Genomic DNA, 12,621 nt, shown 5'->3' on the forward strand with positions numbered 1-12,621 from the left:
TTTTGGGCGTTTATTAATTGATAACTTTGCAAAAAACGAAGCTATGGAAGCACCAAGACTACCTTCCGTCTTCAAAGCGCATCGTGCTAAGCAGTTTGATATGAAACCGCGCTATTACGATGAAAGAAAAGAGCGCATTGAGGAATTGAAGAAGAAATACGCAGACAAGGAAGTACCTCGCACTACCATTTCATTTCGTGAAAAAGTAGAGGGAAAATGGCGTCATGAACGCAGCCGAAGTGTGGGTAAATCAAACTTTAGAGTGTTGATTATCATCGCTATCCTCACCTATATTACTTATCTAATTATCACCTATTAATGTCAGACGTAATTCGTCTATTACCGGACAGCGTGGCCAACCAGATTGCTGCCGGTGAAGTAGTACAACGGCCCGCTTCTGCCGTAAAGGAGCTTTTAGAAAATAGCATCGATGCTGGTGCTGACCATATTACCCTCATTATAAAAGATGCCGGAAAAACCCTGATGCAGGTGATTGACAACGGCACAGGCATGAGCGAAACGGATGCCCGTATGGCATTTGAGCGTCATGCTACTTCCAAGATCCAAAAGGCAGAAGACATTTTTGCTATTCACACCAAAGGCTTTCGTGGTGAGGCTTTGGCAAGTATTGCCGCTGTGGCACAAGTAGAACTCAAAACCAAAAAGGAAGATGAGGAACTTGGCGTAATGCTACGTGTGGAAGGTAGTAAGGTAATGGAGCAAGAATACTGTAATACCAAGCGCGGAACTCAACTGGAGGTAAAAAACCTTTTCTTCAATATACCTGCCCGCAGAAACTTCTTGAAATCAAACAATGTGGAACTACGCCACATTATTGATGAATTTGAACGCGTAGCCCTTGCCCACCCTGATATTCATTTTTCGTTTGTAAATAATGGCAATGAGCTTTTTGACCTTCCTGCTGCTGGCTTGCGCCAAAGAATTGTGAATATTTTTGGAAGTAAGTTCAATGAAAAGTTGGTTCCTGTAGATGAAGAAACACCAATTTTAAAACTTACTGGATTTATCTGTAAACCTGAGTTTTCAAAGAAAACCAGAGGTGAACAATTCTTTTTTGCCAACAACAGGTATATCCGAAATAACTACTTGCATCGTGCAGTTTGTAATGCCTTTGAAGGACTTTTGACAGAAGGGAGTCACCCCTCCTATTTTCTGTTTATGGATATTGACCCTGCGAAGATTGATGTGAATATCCATCCTACCAAAACGGAGATAAAGTTTGAAGATGAGCGCTCCATTTTCACCATTATTCGCACGGCTGTAAAACATGCTTTGGGGCAGTACAACATTGCGCCATCACTGGATTTTGAATCAGATGTGGACTTTGTACCACAAATGAAAAAAGGGCAAACAGTGCCACCTCCGGGTGTTCACATCAATCCTAATTTCAATCCTTTTGATGAGCAACTTGCTGGCAGGTCAAGCTCTTCGGCTACACGCCAAACGAGTTTCATTCCACAGGATGTGCACACAGGTAAAAGCCAAAAAACACAGGATTGGGAAAAGCTTTTTGAAGATATACCAGAACTTCCAGATGAGCCGAAAAGGCAGGAAACCCTGGAAATGGGCGAAACTACCGAGGTGAAGAAAAGCTACAGCCAGATTGGCAGAAAATACATTTTTACCAACCATGGCACTGGAATCATTATGATACATCAGCAAAGAGCGCATGAGCGTATTCTTTTTGAGCGCATTTTCCAATCTCTTGAAAATAAAAACATTCCGAGCCAGCAATTGCTGTTTCCACAAAATATAAGTTTTAGCGCAAGCGATTACCAACTCATAATTAGCCTCCTGCCATCACTCCGTGAAGTAGGTTTTGACATTGACGAATTCGGACAAAATGAAGTGATAATTAATGGTATTCCACTTTATCTTGACAGTAATTTGGTAAAAGATGTATTGGAACGGCTTTTGGAAGACGAGAAGGACCACAAAAGTGATGGCGCCAGTAAAACGCATGAGCTGATGGCAACCACTTTGGCAAAGGTTTCGGCTATAAAAACTGGCAGTCCGCTAAACACCCAGGAAATGCACAAATTGGTAGACGAACTTTTTGCTTGCGAAATGCCTTATGTGAGCCTTGCCGGAAAGCCCGTGGTAGTAAATTTGAATTTAGAAGACATCGATAAATCATTTAATTAATGTATCAAAGACCGACCAGCTTTAAAATGCTGCCTGACGTTATAAAAAACCTCCTCATTATTAATGGGCTTTTCTTTTTGGCCACGGTGGTACTTGGGAATGTTGCAGGTTTTGACCTTGTCCAAACTTTAGGACTTTACTTGCCAGGGTCTCCACATTTCCAACCTTATCAGGTAATCACGCATATATTCATGCATGGCAATCTCACACATATATTCTTCAATATGTTCGCGTTGTGGATGTTTGGGTACACCCTCGAAAATGTATGGGGTAGCAAGCGTTTCCTCATTTATTACATGATTACAGGCTTGGGTGCAGCGGTTATCCACCTCGGGGTAAATTATTGGGAAGCAATGGCACTACAGCAAGAGCTTGTAAATGCCGGTTTTACACCACAAATGCTAAGTGACCTAATATCAAGTGGGCGCTGGGATGGTGGTGCTATTTCAGGGGTGTCGCAAGATGTAATTCAACAATATTATTACAAATACAATGTACCTACCGTTGGTGCTTCCGGTGCTGTATTTGGTGTTTTGCTTGCTTTTGGGATGATGTTTCCAAACCAATACGTTTATCTTTACTTCGCCATTCCAATTAAGGTAAAATACTTTGTGGCAGGTTATGCTGCGCTAGAGCTTTACAGCGGAATTGCAAATGACCCTTCCAGTAATATTGCCCACTTTGCCCACCTTGGTGGGATGTTGTTTGGTTTTATTTTGATAAAATACTGGAAAAAAAGAGGAGAGCTTTATTGATTAGTACGCATGTCTGGAATACGAGAAGAAATAAGAACATCCTTTAAGCAGGGCGATGCCCTTACCCGATTGATACTGGTCAATTTGGCGGTATTCGTAGTTTTTTTGCTTTTGAGAATTATTGGTTTTTTGTTCCAAATTCAGCTTGCTGATATATTCACTCAATGGACTGCTCTGCCAAGTAATCTCGGCACCCTAGCCACTCGCCCATGGACGCTCTTTACCTACATGTTTCTCCATGAAGGTTTTCTACACATCTTATTTAATATGTTGTGGTTATACTTTGGTGGTCGCCTGTTTATGGAATACATGGGTGGACGCAGATTATTGAGTACCTACATTTTAGGTGGTCTGGCTGGTGGTATCCTTTATATTATAGCTTACAATTTATTCCCTTCATTTTCTGAAGCCGTGGTTATTTCAAATAATCGTGGCGCCTCAGCTGGAGTTATGGCCATTGTAATTGGTGTAGCTACTTACGCTCCACGCTATCCTGTTAAAATATTTTTTACCCTGAATGCCCAGCTGTGGATGATTGCTGCCGCTGCGCTTTTGATGGATTTAATTTATTTGGGAGACGGCAATAATGCTGGTGGTCACATTGCTCACCTTGGCGGTGCCTTGTTTGGCTACCTTAGTGTAAGTCAGCTAAAAAATGGCAAAGACTGGACGGAAGGTTTTAGCAAGTTTATGGACAACATTGCTAATTGGTTTAAACCAAAACCTAAGATGAAAACCGTATACACCAATACTTCTAAGAAGGCCAACTATCGCGAAAAGCAAGTTCACAACCAGCAGCGTATGGACGAGATTTTGGACAAAATAAGCCGCAGCGGATATGAAAGTCTTTCCAAAGAAGAAAAAGATTACCTCTTCAAAATAGGTAAAGATTAATGGCCGCAGCTCGTAAAACATTCCTTGACGGACTCCTCTATTTTTTCAATGTCATTTTTGCCTTGCTCTTGCTAGGCTCTTATTTAGCCTACTATGTCCCTTCATCAGTCACCACCGTATTTTCAATTATAGCTCTGGGCTATCCGGTTTGGTTTTTTGTGAATTTAGCTTTTGCCATCTATTGGCTTATTCGGTTTAAAACCAAAGTCTTCCTTCCCATAGTTGTAATTAGTTTAGGCTATATGCATGTGGGTAGATTGTATCAATTTGGTGGGGCCGAAAAAGTGGTTGCCAATGACCAAAAGCTCAAAGTAATGAGCTTCAACGTGCGATTATTTAATCAGTATGATTGGATTGATGACCTCACTATTGAAACACAAATTGTAGAGCTCATAAAAGACGAAAACCCTGATGTACTTATGCTTCAGGAGTATAAAAAAACGGATAAAGCCACAGCCAAAAGCTTGGGGTTTTCTTATTCTTCTTTTAAGCCAAATAGAAACGGGCAATACGGTTTGGCTATTTTTTCAAAGTTTAAAATTGAGAAAAGTGAGGCCATTATTATAGAAAACGATAGCAGCTACAATAATCAATTTCAATATGCTGATATTGTTTGGAAAAAGAAACCGATTCGCTTTATCAATGTACACCTTGCTTCCATTGGCCTGGAGTATTCTGACTATCAATTGCTTGAGAATCCAGATACCGAAAACCAGGAAAAGCTGGAAAAAGGAATAAAGTCGATAGCAAACAACCTTAGCAAAGCCTTTAAGCGAAGGGAAGTACAAATACAATCTGTGGTGCATGAAATTCAAAACAGCCCCAACCCCGTGGTGCTTGCCGGTGATTTTAATGATGTGCCGCAGTCTTTCGTTTATCATGAAATTGACAATAAACTGGAGGACAGCTTTACCGAGTCAGGCCAAGGGTTTGGTAAGACTTACGTAAAAAGTCCTGTTCCACTTCGCATCGATTACATCTTTCACAGTGAGAACCTTCATGCTCTCAATTTTAGACACATCAAAAGAGAGCTTTCTGACCATTTTCCTATTACTGCCGATTTGGAGTGGAGACTTTAAATAAAGGCTTCATAATCTCTTTTCAGGCTTTCTGCAAAAGTCTTAGATTTATCCATCGCTGATAAAAACCAAAACCATGAAGCAATTTTTCTTTGCCCTTACTACCCTGTTCGCCTTTTCGGCAAACTCACAAATCTTAAAACCAGGATTTGACAGAGAGGAATATAAGGAGCTAATGCTCATTTCTGCTCAAACCACGGCAGATTCAGAATATTCTGAAACCTTTTTAAAGCCCGAAAACTACAATATCATGTTTCGCTCCGAACCAACCGCCATGGATAATCTGTGGGACCTATGGGTTCATAATGAAGGAAACTGCGCAGTGATAAGTGTACGTGGTACTACTCCAAAAGCTGAAAGTTGGTTGTTAAATTTTTATGCAGCCATGGTACCTGCTCAAGGGCAAATAAAATGGGGCGAGGATAACATTTTTGACTACCAACTTGCTGACGACAAACGGGCAGCCGTACATATCGGTTGGTTAATTGGAACTGCTACTTTATCAGATGATATTCTTCAGAAAGTAGACTATCTATATAAGGAAGGAATTAAAGACTTTTTTATCATAGGACACAGCCAAGGTGGTGGAATTGCTTACTTGCTCACCTCCCACTTTCTCTCCCTTCAAAAACAAAGGAAGCTTGCCAATGACATTCAATTTAAAACCTATTGCAGCGCAGCTCCCAAACCCGGGAACTTATATTATGCTTATGACTACGAGGCCAAAACACAAAATGGCTGGGCTTTTAACGTAGTAAATGCTGCGGACTGGGTGCCAGAAGTTCCCATCACTATTCAAACTTTAGATGACTTTAATGAAACTAATCCATTCATTCATGCTGATGAAATAATTTCCAAACAAAAACTGACCACCAGAATAGTGCTAAAGCATGTTTACAAAAAGCTAAATAAGCCCACTCGCAAAGCGCAAAAGAACTATCAAAGGTATTTGGGAGATGAAGCTCATAAAATGGTAATGGAAAAAATGGACGGCTTGGTGGTGCCCGATTATTTACCTTCCAGCAATTATGTACGTACCGGTATCCAAATTGTGCTTCAGCCAGACAATGCTTATTTTCAAGCTTTTCCATTTGATAGCACCGCCATTTTCACACATCATGTCCATAAACCATACTTATATTTAGCCGAAAAGATGGGAACACCTTTTTACCAAAAAGAAAAAACTAATCCGATGGACAGCGAATGGAATTTAGTTTCCTTTTCAGGAGCTGAAAGTGAAAATTGGGACTTTGAAACGTACCAACCCACCTTACTTTTCGATATCAATGAAGGTCGTATTTCTGGTTCCACAGGCTGCAATCGCTTTAGCGGGGCTGCTGAATATGATGGAAAATCGTTTAAAATTGCCAAAGAAATGGTAATGACCAAGCGCGCTTGCCGAGGAGTGAATGAGCAAGCTTTTATTGATACGCTCACTAAGGCTGATTCCTATTTAATTTCAAATGAAGGCAATAGCTTGATGCTTCTGGAAGGCGACACTATCATTATGCGTTTCGGAAAAAATAATTAAACACTTTCCACTTTAGTGATTTCACAGGCTTGCTTACCTTGCCCACTTTATTTTTTAAAAATTACCATGAAGAAAATATTTATAGCCTCGTTTATTGGTCTACTGGGCCTTTCGGCAAATGGGCAATATCAGTTTGAAGAAAAGATAAACCTTGAAGCAACGCCCGTAATCAGCCAAGGGCGTACAGGCACATGCTGGAGTTTTAGCACTACCTCTTTTATAGAATCTGAAATCTTACGAATTGACGATAAGGAAATCGACATTTCTGAAATGTATAATGTGCGGTTTACCTATTTGGCTAAAGCCGAAAACTACTTGATGCGTCAAGGCAAAGCTCAGTTTAGTGAAGGTGGTTTGGCTCATGATGTAATGAATTCTGTAAAGCAAAATGGCCTGGTACCACAAGTAGCCTACACAGGTTTGGATGCTGGAGCAAATACTCACAATCATGCTGAAATGGTAGCCGTGCTTACTTCTCTACTGGACACTTACATCGAAAAGCCCACAAAACAGATGAGCGATAAATGGAAAGATGCTGTAAATGCTATTCTTGATGTTTACCTAGGTCCTGTTCCTTCAGAGTTTGAATATGAAGGCAAAAAGTACACGCCACAGTCATTCCTTAAAATGACCAAGATAAACCCTGATGATTACATTACTGTGACATCATTTACGCAAGCTCCATTTTACAGTAATTTCATTTTAAATATACCCGATAACTTTTCTAATGGAAGCATGTACAACGTTTCTCTTGACGAAATGATGAAGGTAATAGATGATGCTTTGGCCAATGGTTACTCTATAGAATTGGATTGTGACGTAAGCGAAGCTACCTTTTCAGCCCGTGCGGGTGTAGCTGTTATTCCGCTTGACGATAGCAAGGAAAAGGAAGCTTTGACAACTCCTATGGATGAAAAGGAAATTAATCAAGCTTATCGCCAACAGCTTTTTGAAAATCAGGAAACCACTGATGATCACTTGATGCACATCACCGGGACGTTGGTAGACCAAAACGGCACTAAATATTACAAAGTAAAAAACTCATGGGGTGATGGCCTGGCCAACGGTGGTCACGTCTATATGAGCGAATCCTATATGCGATTGAAAACTATTTCGGTGATGGTACATAAAGACGCACTTCCAAAAGTTATTCGCAAAAAGCTAAGTATCTAAAACACTTGAAAGGCTCCAATCTGGAGCCTTTTTTATTTTTCATCATCCGGATCGGCATTGGATCGATCAGATATATAGCCTCCAACAAAACGAAATACATAGTTTACTATCAGCATCATTAGAGAAACACATACTGCAAGCATATACTGCTTAAGACCTACACATATTCCAACCGCGGCAGACATCCAAATAGTAGCTGCTGTTGTCAGAAACATTACTCGATTATTATCCGTGCTTTTTATAATGGTGCCCGCACCAATAAACCCCACACCTACAATTACGGCATGCATAATACGAGTTGGATCAATTCCCATAGTGTCCAGCGGAGTGAGTCCTGTATAATCCACCATTATAACCCTACCCAGCGAAACAAATAATGCAGAAGCTCCTGCAATAATCATATTGGTACGAAGTCCTGCCGGCTTACTTTGCCACTCCCTCTCAAGACCTATCATACCTCCCAGCAATAGCGCGATTGCTACATCAATGAGCACCCAAATTTCTCCTGCTTTTATTGTAAAATCTTCCATATTCCGTTAGAAACTGATTTTTTATGTAATTCCTAAATAAGATAACACTCTACATACAAAAGTGTTTAACTACTAAAAGCTCTTTGGTTTATCCTTAATTACTGAAACATATTTTATATCTTAAAGGAATCAATTAAAAACAAGGGGGGAGCTTAATTGATGAAATTCAAATACACCATATCAGCCGATGACCAACTTATCTTAGCTCGAATTCAGGGCTCAGTTGGTTTTGTCTTTTTTAGACAATCCTTACTTTATGTTTGGAACCACCCTCTTTATAAACCCGAGTACAACACCATTGTAGATCTTTCTGAAGCCAACGTGAACCTTAGAACATTGGAAATATCCGCACTGATTGAAATGCTGGTAGATCGTAAAGCTCGATTCAATTCCAAGTTTACCTTGATAGTAACAAAGCCCTTTGAAGTGGCACTTGCAATGATTTTTGAAAGTAAACTGGTACAAAGTATGCCTACCAAAACTTTTACGAATATAGAAGATGCTGCCCAATACGTTGGTTCCACTAAAAAGCGGATCGAACATTTATGTAGAAAAAAACCGATGGAAGTTCCTATAGATGATGTTCTAAACTTTGCGGTAAAATAAAAAAGGGGCTCACAATAATGTGAGCCCCTTTCTGATATTTAAAAAGCTTGTGCTTTCTTAGTTTTGGCTAAGGTAAGAAGCAACGCCATCGTGAGTAGCGCTCATTCCTGATTTACCTTCGTCCCAGTTAGCCGGGCATACTTCGCCTTTTTCTTCGGTAAATTGTAAAGCTTTTACTATTCTCAAAGCCTCATCTACATTTCTACCTAGCGGAAGGTCATTTACCAATTGGTGACGAACTACTTGATCCTTGTCGATAAGGAAAAGGCCACGGTAAGCGATCATTTCGCCTTCAGCCTTAAGCTCATCATTTTCATCATAATAGTAGCTTCCTGCCAATACATCGTAGTTTGCAGAAATAGTCTTGTTGGTATCAGCAACCAAAGGGTAAGTTACTCCTTGAATACCACCTTGATCTTTGGTCAATTGCAACCATCCCCAGTGAGACTGCTCAGTATCCGTAGATACTGCTACAACTTCAACATCCAGGCTACGGAATTCTTCCAATTTTGATTGGAAAGCGTGAAGCTCAGTTGGGCAAACAAAGGTGAAATCTTTTGGGTAGAAGAAAAGTACCACATACTTCTTTCCTGCAAATTGCTCTAGAGAGAAGTCATCAACTATCTCTTCTCCGTTTACTACTGCTGCTGCAGTAAATTGTGGGGCTTTCTTTCCTACTAATACAGCCATATTATTGAATTTAAATTTATTACTAGATTAAATTTGTTTTAACTATTGTTTTTCTATTTCCAATAGCGATTGCAAATATAGTTCAGCTAACTCCTTTAAGCATAGGGTTTGCATTAGTTATATCTAACAAGCTCATAGACATAACTAATTAGTGGTGTGATACGCTTATCCAAGCAATTATCACCCCTAATAGAGTCACAAAAAACTTAATAAAGTTGAACTTGTGAGATTTACTGCTTTCAAAAAGTATGGTGGTAGAAATATGAATAAATACCCCCAAGGTAAGGGCCGTAAGCTGACGGTAGTATTGTTCTAAAAAGGGAAGAGTTTCTCCCAGCCAAACTCCTATAGGAGCTATTAACGCAAACATTGCCATCCAGAAAATGATCTTAAGCTTACTACTAGTGAGCTCAGTAAGCATGGCAAAAAGAATAATACTTACAGGCAGCTTGTGAATTACAATCCCCCAGAGCAAAGTATTGCTGCTCAATTCGTGGGTATGCGCACCAATGGGTAAACTTTCTAACAGTGCATGAATAAATAAACTAATCATTACAGTAAGCGGAATGCCTTTATCCTTAAAATGCTCAGGATGGCCGTGACCATGCTCTACCCCTTTGCTAAATACTTCAAGCACCAGCTGAATAAAAAAGCCCCCCATCACCCAAAGACCGATTGTGTGGTCATGAACTTCGTAAACTTCTGGAAGCAAATGAAAAACACCCAGACTGAGCAAGTAAGCCCCACTAAAAACCAGTAAAAACTTAATGGATACATCGCGCTGAGACTTTAGAAAAGCTGAGATTAGGCTACCTAAAAGTACCGATGCTATAAGTAAAAGGTATGTCATGCTTAGCGCTTAGTGGATATTGTCCGAATAATTTTTGGAAGGGCAAAAGTAAGGAAGTTAGTTCATTGAATGCACGACTGTTATTCAATGTCTATGAGCTCTTTTAGTTTTCTTTCTAGGTAATCTATTTCAGAACTAACCTGCAAGCGCATGCCCAGATATACAATGATTAACGGAAAAATAAGCAGTATAATTATATACCACTCTTGTGAATCAGCATATCCAAATCCAAAAAAAATCAGCACCATGCTCATAAAAAACACAACTGCTTCAGGGATCATTCCACCGCTTATCCTAATGCTTACTTTAAGGTCTTTCACCTCTCCTTCTATTTGAGAAAAGGAAGTATTTCCAGACGGACTAAAGAGGGTCCTTTTTTTAGTTATATAAAATTTTGGGCCCAACTCCTTCGCTGTTATTCTGAAATTAAATTGCTTGCTGGTAGTAATTTTCTCTTCAAGCTCAACTAAGATTTCTTCCGGAGCTTTTTCAGATTTATAAGTAAAGTGTTTTTCTAGAAACATGAATGAAAATCAATTCCCTTCTAGCAATACCATTTTGCCATTTCCTCTTCAACTTCGGACTCAACCACAACTTGTCCAGCTTCCGACTGCTTATAGCCTCTTTCAATCTTATCCAGCAAAATGACTTTTTCCATAAGTTCCTCCAAGGAGAATCGATCAGGAAGATCATCAATGGTTTTCTTCAAGTTCGCTTTTGAAATCATCAAATAAATATTTTTACTAAGATAGAAAATTGCACTTTTTACTCCGCCACCAATATCAACCTCTCTCCATCACGCCTATTATATTCTGACAAGTCAAAATCGCCATAAACCTGAGTGATGGTGAAACCGGCTTCCTGAAATAGTTTTTCAAAATCACCTTTATCTAATAACTGTACCTTTTCCTCGTATTTGTAATGATGGCCTTTATCTTCAAAAGTGATTTTTTTGATTACACGCTCATCGCGAATAAATCGCTCAATGTGAAACTCAATATTTTCCACTTGCCTTACTTCCTCTTCCACCAAACCGAGACGCACCTTATTTACATTCATAAAGTCGAGTACCAAAACTCCATCTGGTTTTAGAGCTCGCTTCATCATTTTGAGGGCACTCAAATTATCATCATAACTGTCAAAATACCCAAAACTGGTAAACAGGTTAAAAATGTAATCAAAGCGGTTTTCACCAAAAGGTTGCCGCATATCTCCTACTTCAAAGTGAAGAGTATCATTGGCAAACTGCTGAGCAAACTCAATGTTGCTTTCAGAAAGATCGATACCCGTAACATCATACCCCAGCTCGCTCAAAAACTTAGCATGACGCCCCCGGCCACAAGCCAAATCCAGAAAATGAGCATTGTGATCTGGCTTCAAATTGTCGATCATGTTTTTAATAAAAAAGCGTGCTTCTTTATCGTCTCTATCTTGATATAGCAAATGGTAGTAAGTGGTATCAAACCACGATTCAAACCAAGCTTCTTTTTTTTTAATCAAACCTTCCTTCATCATAAATCAAATAAACCCATCATCCACTCAGGGATTCTCAGCAATACTATTGACGATACCGTAAGTATTACTATTAAAAGCCAGCGCACGTATAAGTTAGCCTTGGGCAAAAACAAAATATAACGTGCACCTATAACCGCTCCTATCGATTGCCCCACCGCCAAAGTAATTCCTGGAATCCACTCCATACCTCCTGTATAGAGAAACACAAAAAAGGCTGGCATTACAAAGGTTACCGCCAAAACTAACTTGATAATATTGGCATCCCGAAGGCTATATTTAGCAATAAGCACCAAAATACTGAGGAGCATAATTCCTATTCCCATTTGGAGGAAACCACCATAAATCGCTACCAGAAATACCAAAATAGCATTAATCCAGGTTTTTCGGTTTTTAGAAACATCTGTAGCGATATTCCACTTTTTAGGATTAGTAACTAAGGTAATTAGCAGCAGCAGCATAATACCTCCGATAATCATTTTTAGCAAGCCCGGGTCTATCTCTACAGCAATGATGGCGCCCACTATAGACCCTATGATAGAAGGAATGAAAAACCAATAGCTATCATTAAATAGCATCTTGGTACGCGGTGTTCGCTTTAAGCTAAAAACTGCGGTAATAGTTTGTGCCAAGGCTCCAATCCTATTTGTGGCGTTTGACACATCAGCTGGAAAACCCATAAAAATGAGAATTGACAAAGTGATGGCAGATCCATTTCCCGCAAGGGTATTGATAATACCAGCCATAAGGCCTCCCAAAAGAAGTAATATATATTCCCAGATTTCCAAGGCCGCGAAGGTAGAGTGATAGCTTTGGTTTATGAAGATTTGATAAA

General features: G+C 39.7%; 15 protein-coding genes. 8 read left to right on the forward strand and 7 right to left on the reverse strand.

Translation table 11 applies throughout. The annotated features are described in order from the left end of the window. Nucleotides 1–43 precede the first annotated feature (43 nt). The 7 genes from OWEHO_RS05585 (at nucleotide 44) to OWEHO_RS05615 (ending at nucleotide 7,598) form a co-directional block, all read left to right on the forward strand. Nucleotides 44–319 carry a hypothetical protein gene (locus tag OWEHO_RS05585; RefSeq protein ID WP_014201501.1) on the forward strand — a complete coding sequence of 92 codons (276 nt, stop codon included), beginning with the start codon at nucleotides 44–46 and terminating at the stop codon, nucleotides 317–319. Next, nucleotides 319–2,166, forward strand: coding sequence for a DNA mismatch repair endonuclease MutL (gene mutL / locus OWEHO_RS05590; RefSeq protein WP_014201502.1), 1,848 nt, complete (start codon nucleotides 319–321; stop codon nucleotides 2,164–2,166). Before OWEHO_RS05585 ends, mutL begins: the two co-directional genes overlap by 1 nt. Further along, complete coding sequence (locus tag OWEHO_RS05595) at nucleotides 2,166–2,921, forward strand: rhomboid family intramembrane serine protease (RefSeq protein ID WP_014201503.1); 756 nt, start codon at nucleotides 2,166–2,168, stop codon at nucleotides 2,919–2,921. Before mutL ends, OWEHO_RS05595 begins: the two co-directional genes overlap by 1 nt. A 9-nt stretch (nucleotides 2,922–2,930) precedes the next feature. Further along, nucleotides 2,931–3,815 carry a rhomboid family protein gene (locus OWEHO_RS05600; RefSeq protein ID WP_014201504.1) on the forward strand — a complete coding sequence of 295 codons (885 nt, stop codon included), beginning with the start codon at nucleotides 2,931–2,933 and terminating at the stop codon, nucleotides 3,813–3,815. Next, nucleotides 3,815–4,894, forward strand: a complete 1,080-nt coding sequence (locus OWEHO_RS05605) for an endonuclease/exonuclease/phosphatase family protein (RefSeq protein WP_014201505.1) — start codon at nucleotides 3,815–3,817, stop codon at nucleotides 4,892–4,894. Before OWEHO_RS05600 ends, OWEHO_RS05605 begins: the two co-directional genes overlap by 1 nt. Nucleotides 4,895–4,970: 76 nt before the next feature. Next, on the forward strand, nucleotides 4,971–6,425 hold the full coding sequence (locus OWEHO_RS05610; protein ID WP_014201506.1) for an META domain-containing protein: 1,455 nt from the start codon (nucleotides 4,971–4,973) through the stop codon (nucleotides 6,423–6,425). A 66-nt stretch (nucleotides 6,426–6,491) separates the two neighbouring features. Further along, nucleotides 6,492–7,598, forward strand: coding sequence for a C1 family peptidase (locus OWEHO_RS05615; protein ID WP_014201507.1), 1,107 nt, complete (start codon nucleotides 6,492–6,494; stop codon nucleotides 7,596–7,598). A gap of 32 nt (nucleotides 7,599–7,630) precedes the next feature. On the opposite strand, the gene OWEHO_RS05620 is transcribed toward OWEHO_RS05615, so the two are convergent. Continuing rightward, on the reverse strand, nucleotides 7,631–8,128 hold the full coding sequence (locus OWEHO_RS05620; RefSeq protein WP_014201508.1) for an MgtC/SapB family protein: 498 nt from the start codon (nucleotides 8,126–8,128) through the stop codon (nucleotides 7,631–7,633). A 159-nt stretch (nucleotides 8,129–8,287) separates the two neighbouring features. Here OWEHO_RS05620 and OWEHO_RS05625 point away from each other — a divergent pair, with 159 nt between their 5' ends. After that, a complete protein-coding gene (locus tag OWEHO_RS05625; RefSeq protein WP_014201509.1) occupies nucleotides 8,288–8,734 on the forward strand; it encodes a hypothetical protein in 447 nt (148 codons plus the stop codon). Nucleotides 8,735–8,791: 57 nt separating this feature from the next. Here the strand turns inward: OWEHO_RS05625 and OWEHO_RS05630 are convergent, their stop codons facing one another. From OWEHO_RS05630 to OWEHO_RS05655, 6 genes are all read right to left on the reverse strand, one after another. Further along, the gene (locus tag OWEHO_RS05630) at nucleotides 8,792–9,424 is read right to left on the reverse strand and encodes a peroxiredoxin (protein ID WP_014201510.1); all 633 of its coding nucleotides are present in this window, start codon (nucleotides 9,422–9,424) and stop codon (nucleotides 8,792–8,794) included. A 148-nt stretch (nucleotides 9,425–9,572) separates the two neighbouring features. After that, nucleotides 9,573–10,274, reverse strand: coding sequence for a ZIP family metal transporter (locus OWEHO_RS05635; protein WP_014201511.1), 702 nt, complete (start codon nucleotides 10,272–10,274; stop codon nucleotides 9,573–9,575). A gap of 80 nt (nucleotides 10,275–10,354) precedes the next feature. Further along, nucleotides 10,355–10,798, reverse strand: coding sequence for a hypothetical protein (locus OWEHO_RS05640; protein WP_014201512.1), 444 nt, complete (start codon nucleotides 10,796–10,798; stop codon nucleotides 10,355–10,357). A 20-nt stretch (nucleotides 10,799–10,818) separates the two neighbouring features. Then, nucleotides 10,819–11,001 (reverse strand): hypothetical protein, encoded by a 183-nt coding sequence (locus OWEHO_RS05645; RefSeq protein ID WP_014201513.1) that lies wholly within the window; start codon nucleotides 10,999–11,001, stop codon nucleotides 10,819–10,821. 38 nt (nucleotides 11,002–11,039) lie between these two features. Continuing rightward, the gene (locus OWEHO_RS05650; protein ID WP_014201514.1) at nucleotides 11,040–11,789 is read right to left on the reverse strand and encodes a class I SAM-dependent methyltransferase; all 750 of its coding nucleotides are present in this window, start codon (nucleotides 11,787–11,789) and stop codon (nucleotides 11,040–11,042) included. Then, nucleotides 11,786–12,574, reverse strand: a complete 789-nt coding sequence (locus tag OWEHO_RS05655; protein ID WP_143764526.1) for a sulfite exporter TauE/SafE family protein — start codon at nucleotides 12,572–12,574, stop codon at nucleotides 11,786–11,788. Before OWEHO_RS05655 ends, OWEHO_RS05650 begins: the two co-directional genes overlap by 4 nt. Nucleotides 12,575–12,621 lie beyond the last annotated feature (47 nt).

Source organism: Owenweeksia hongkongensis DSM 17368, from assembly GCF_000236705.1.
Lineage (GTDB): Bacteria > Bacteroidota > Bacteroidia > Flavobacteriales > Schleiferiaceae > Owenweeksia > Owenweeksia hongkongensis.

Excerpts from the sequence above, each read along its gene's own strand:
- OWEHO_RS05585 (WP_014201501.1), top strand. The coding sequence starts at position 44 with ATGGAAGCACCAAGACTACCTTCCGTCTTCAAAGCGCATCGTGCTAAG.
- mutL (WP_014201502.1), top strand. The coding sequence starts at position 319 with ATGTCAGACGTAATTCGTCTATTACCGGACAGCGTGGCCAACCAGATT.
- OWEHO_RS05595 (WP_014201503.1), top strand. The coding sequence starts at position 2,166 with ATGTATCAAAGACCGACCAGCTTTAAAATGCTGCCTGACGTTATAAAA.
- OWEHO_RS05600 (WP_014201504.1), top strand. The coding sequence starts at position 2,931 with ATGTCTGGAATACGAGAAGAAATAAGAACATCCTTTAAGCAGGGCGAT.
- OWEHO_RS05605 (WP_014201505.1), top strand. The coding sequence starts at position 3,815 with ATGGCCGCAGCTCGTAAAACATTCCTTGACGGACTCCTCTATTTTTTC.
- OWEHO_RS05610 (WP_014201506.1), top strand. The coding sequence starts at position 4,971 with ATGAAGCAATTTTTCTTTGCCCTTACTACCCTGTTCGCCTTTTCGGCA.
- OWEHO_RS05615 (WP_014201507.1), top strand. The coding sequence starts at position 6,492 with ATGAAGAAAATATTTATAGCCTCGTTTATTGGTCTACTGGGCCTTTCG.
- OWEHO_RS05620 (WP_014201508.1), bottom strand. The coding sequence starts at position 8,128 with ATGGAAGATTTTACAATAAAAGCAGGAGAAATTTGGGTGCTCATTGAT.
- OWEHO_RS05625 (WP_014201509.1), top strand. The coding sequence starts at position 8,288 with ATGAAATTCAAATACACCATATCAGCCGATGACCAACTTATCTTAGCT.
- OWEHO_RS05630 (WP_014201510.1), bottom strand. The coding sequence starts at position 9,424 with ATGGCTGTATTAGTAGGAAAGAAAGCCCCACAATTTACTGCAGCAGCA.
- OWEHO_RS05635 (WP_014201511.1), bottom strand. The coding sequence starts at position 10,274 with ATGACATACCTTTTACTTATAGCATCGGTACTTTTAGGTAGCCTAATC.
- OWEHO_RS05640 (WP_014201512.1), bottom strand. The coding sequence starts at position 10,798 with ATGTTTCTAGAAAAACACTTTACTTATAAATCTGAAAAAGCTCCGGAA.
- OWEHO_RS05645 (WP_014201513.1), bottom strand. The coding sequence starts at position 11,001 with ATGATTTCAAAAGCGAACTTGAAGAAAACCATTGATGATCTTCCTGAT.
- OWEHO_RS05650 (WP_014201514.1), bottom strand. The coding sequence starts at position 11,789 with ATGATGAAGGAAGGTTTGATTAAAAAAAAAGAAGCTTGGTTTGAATCG.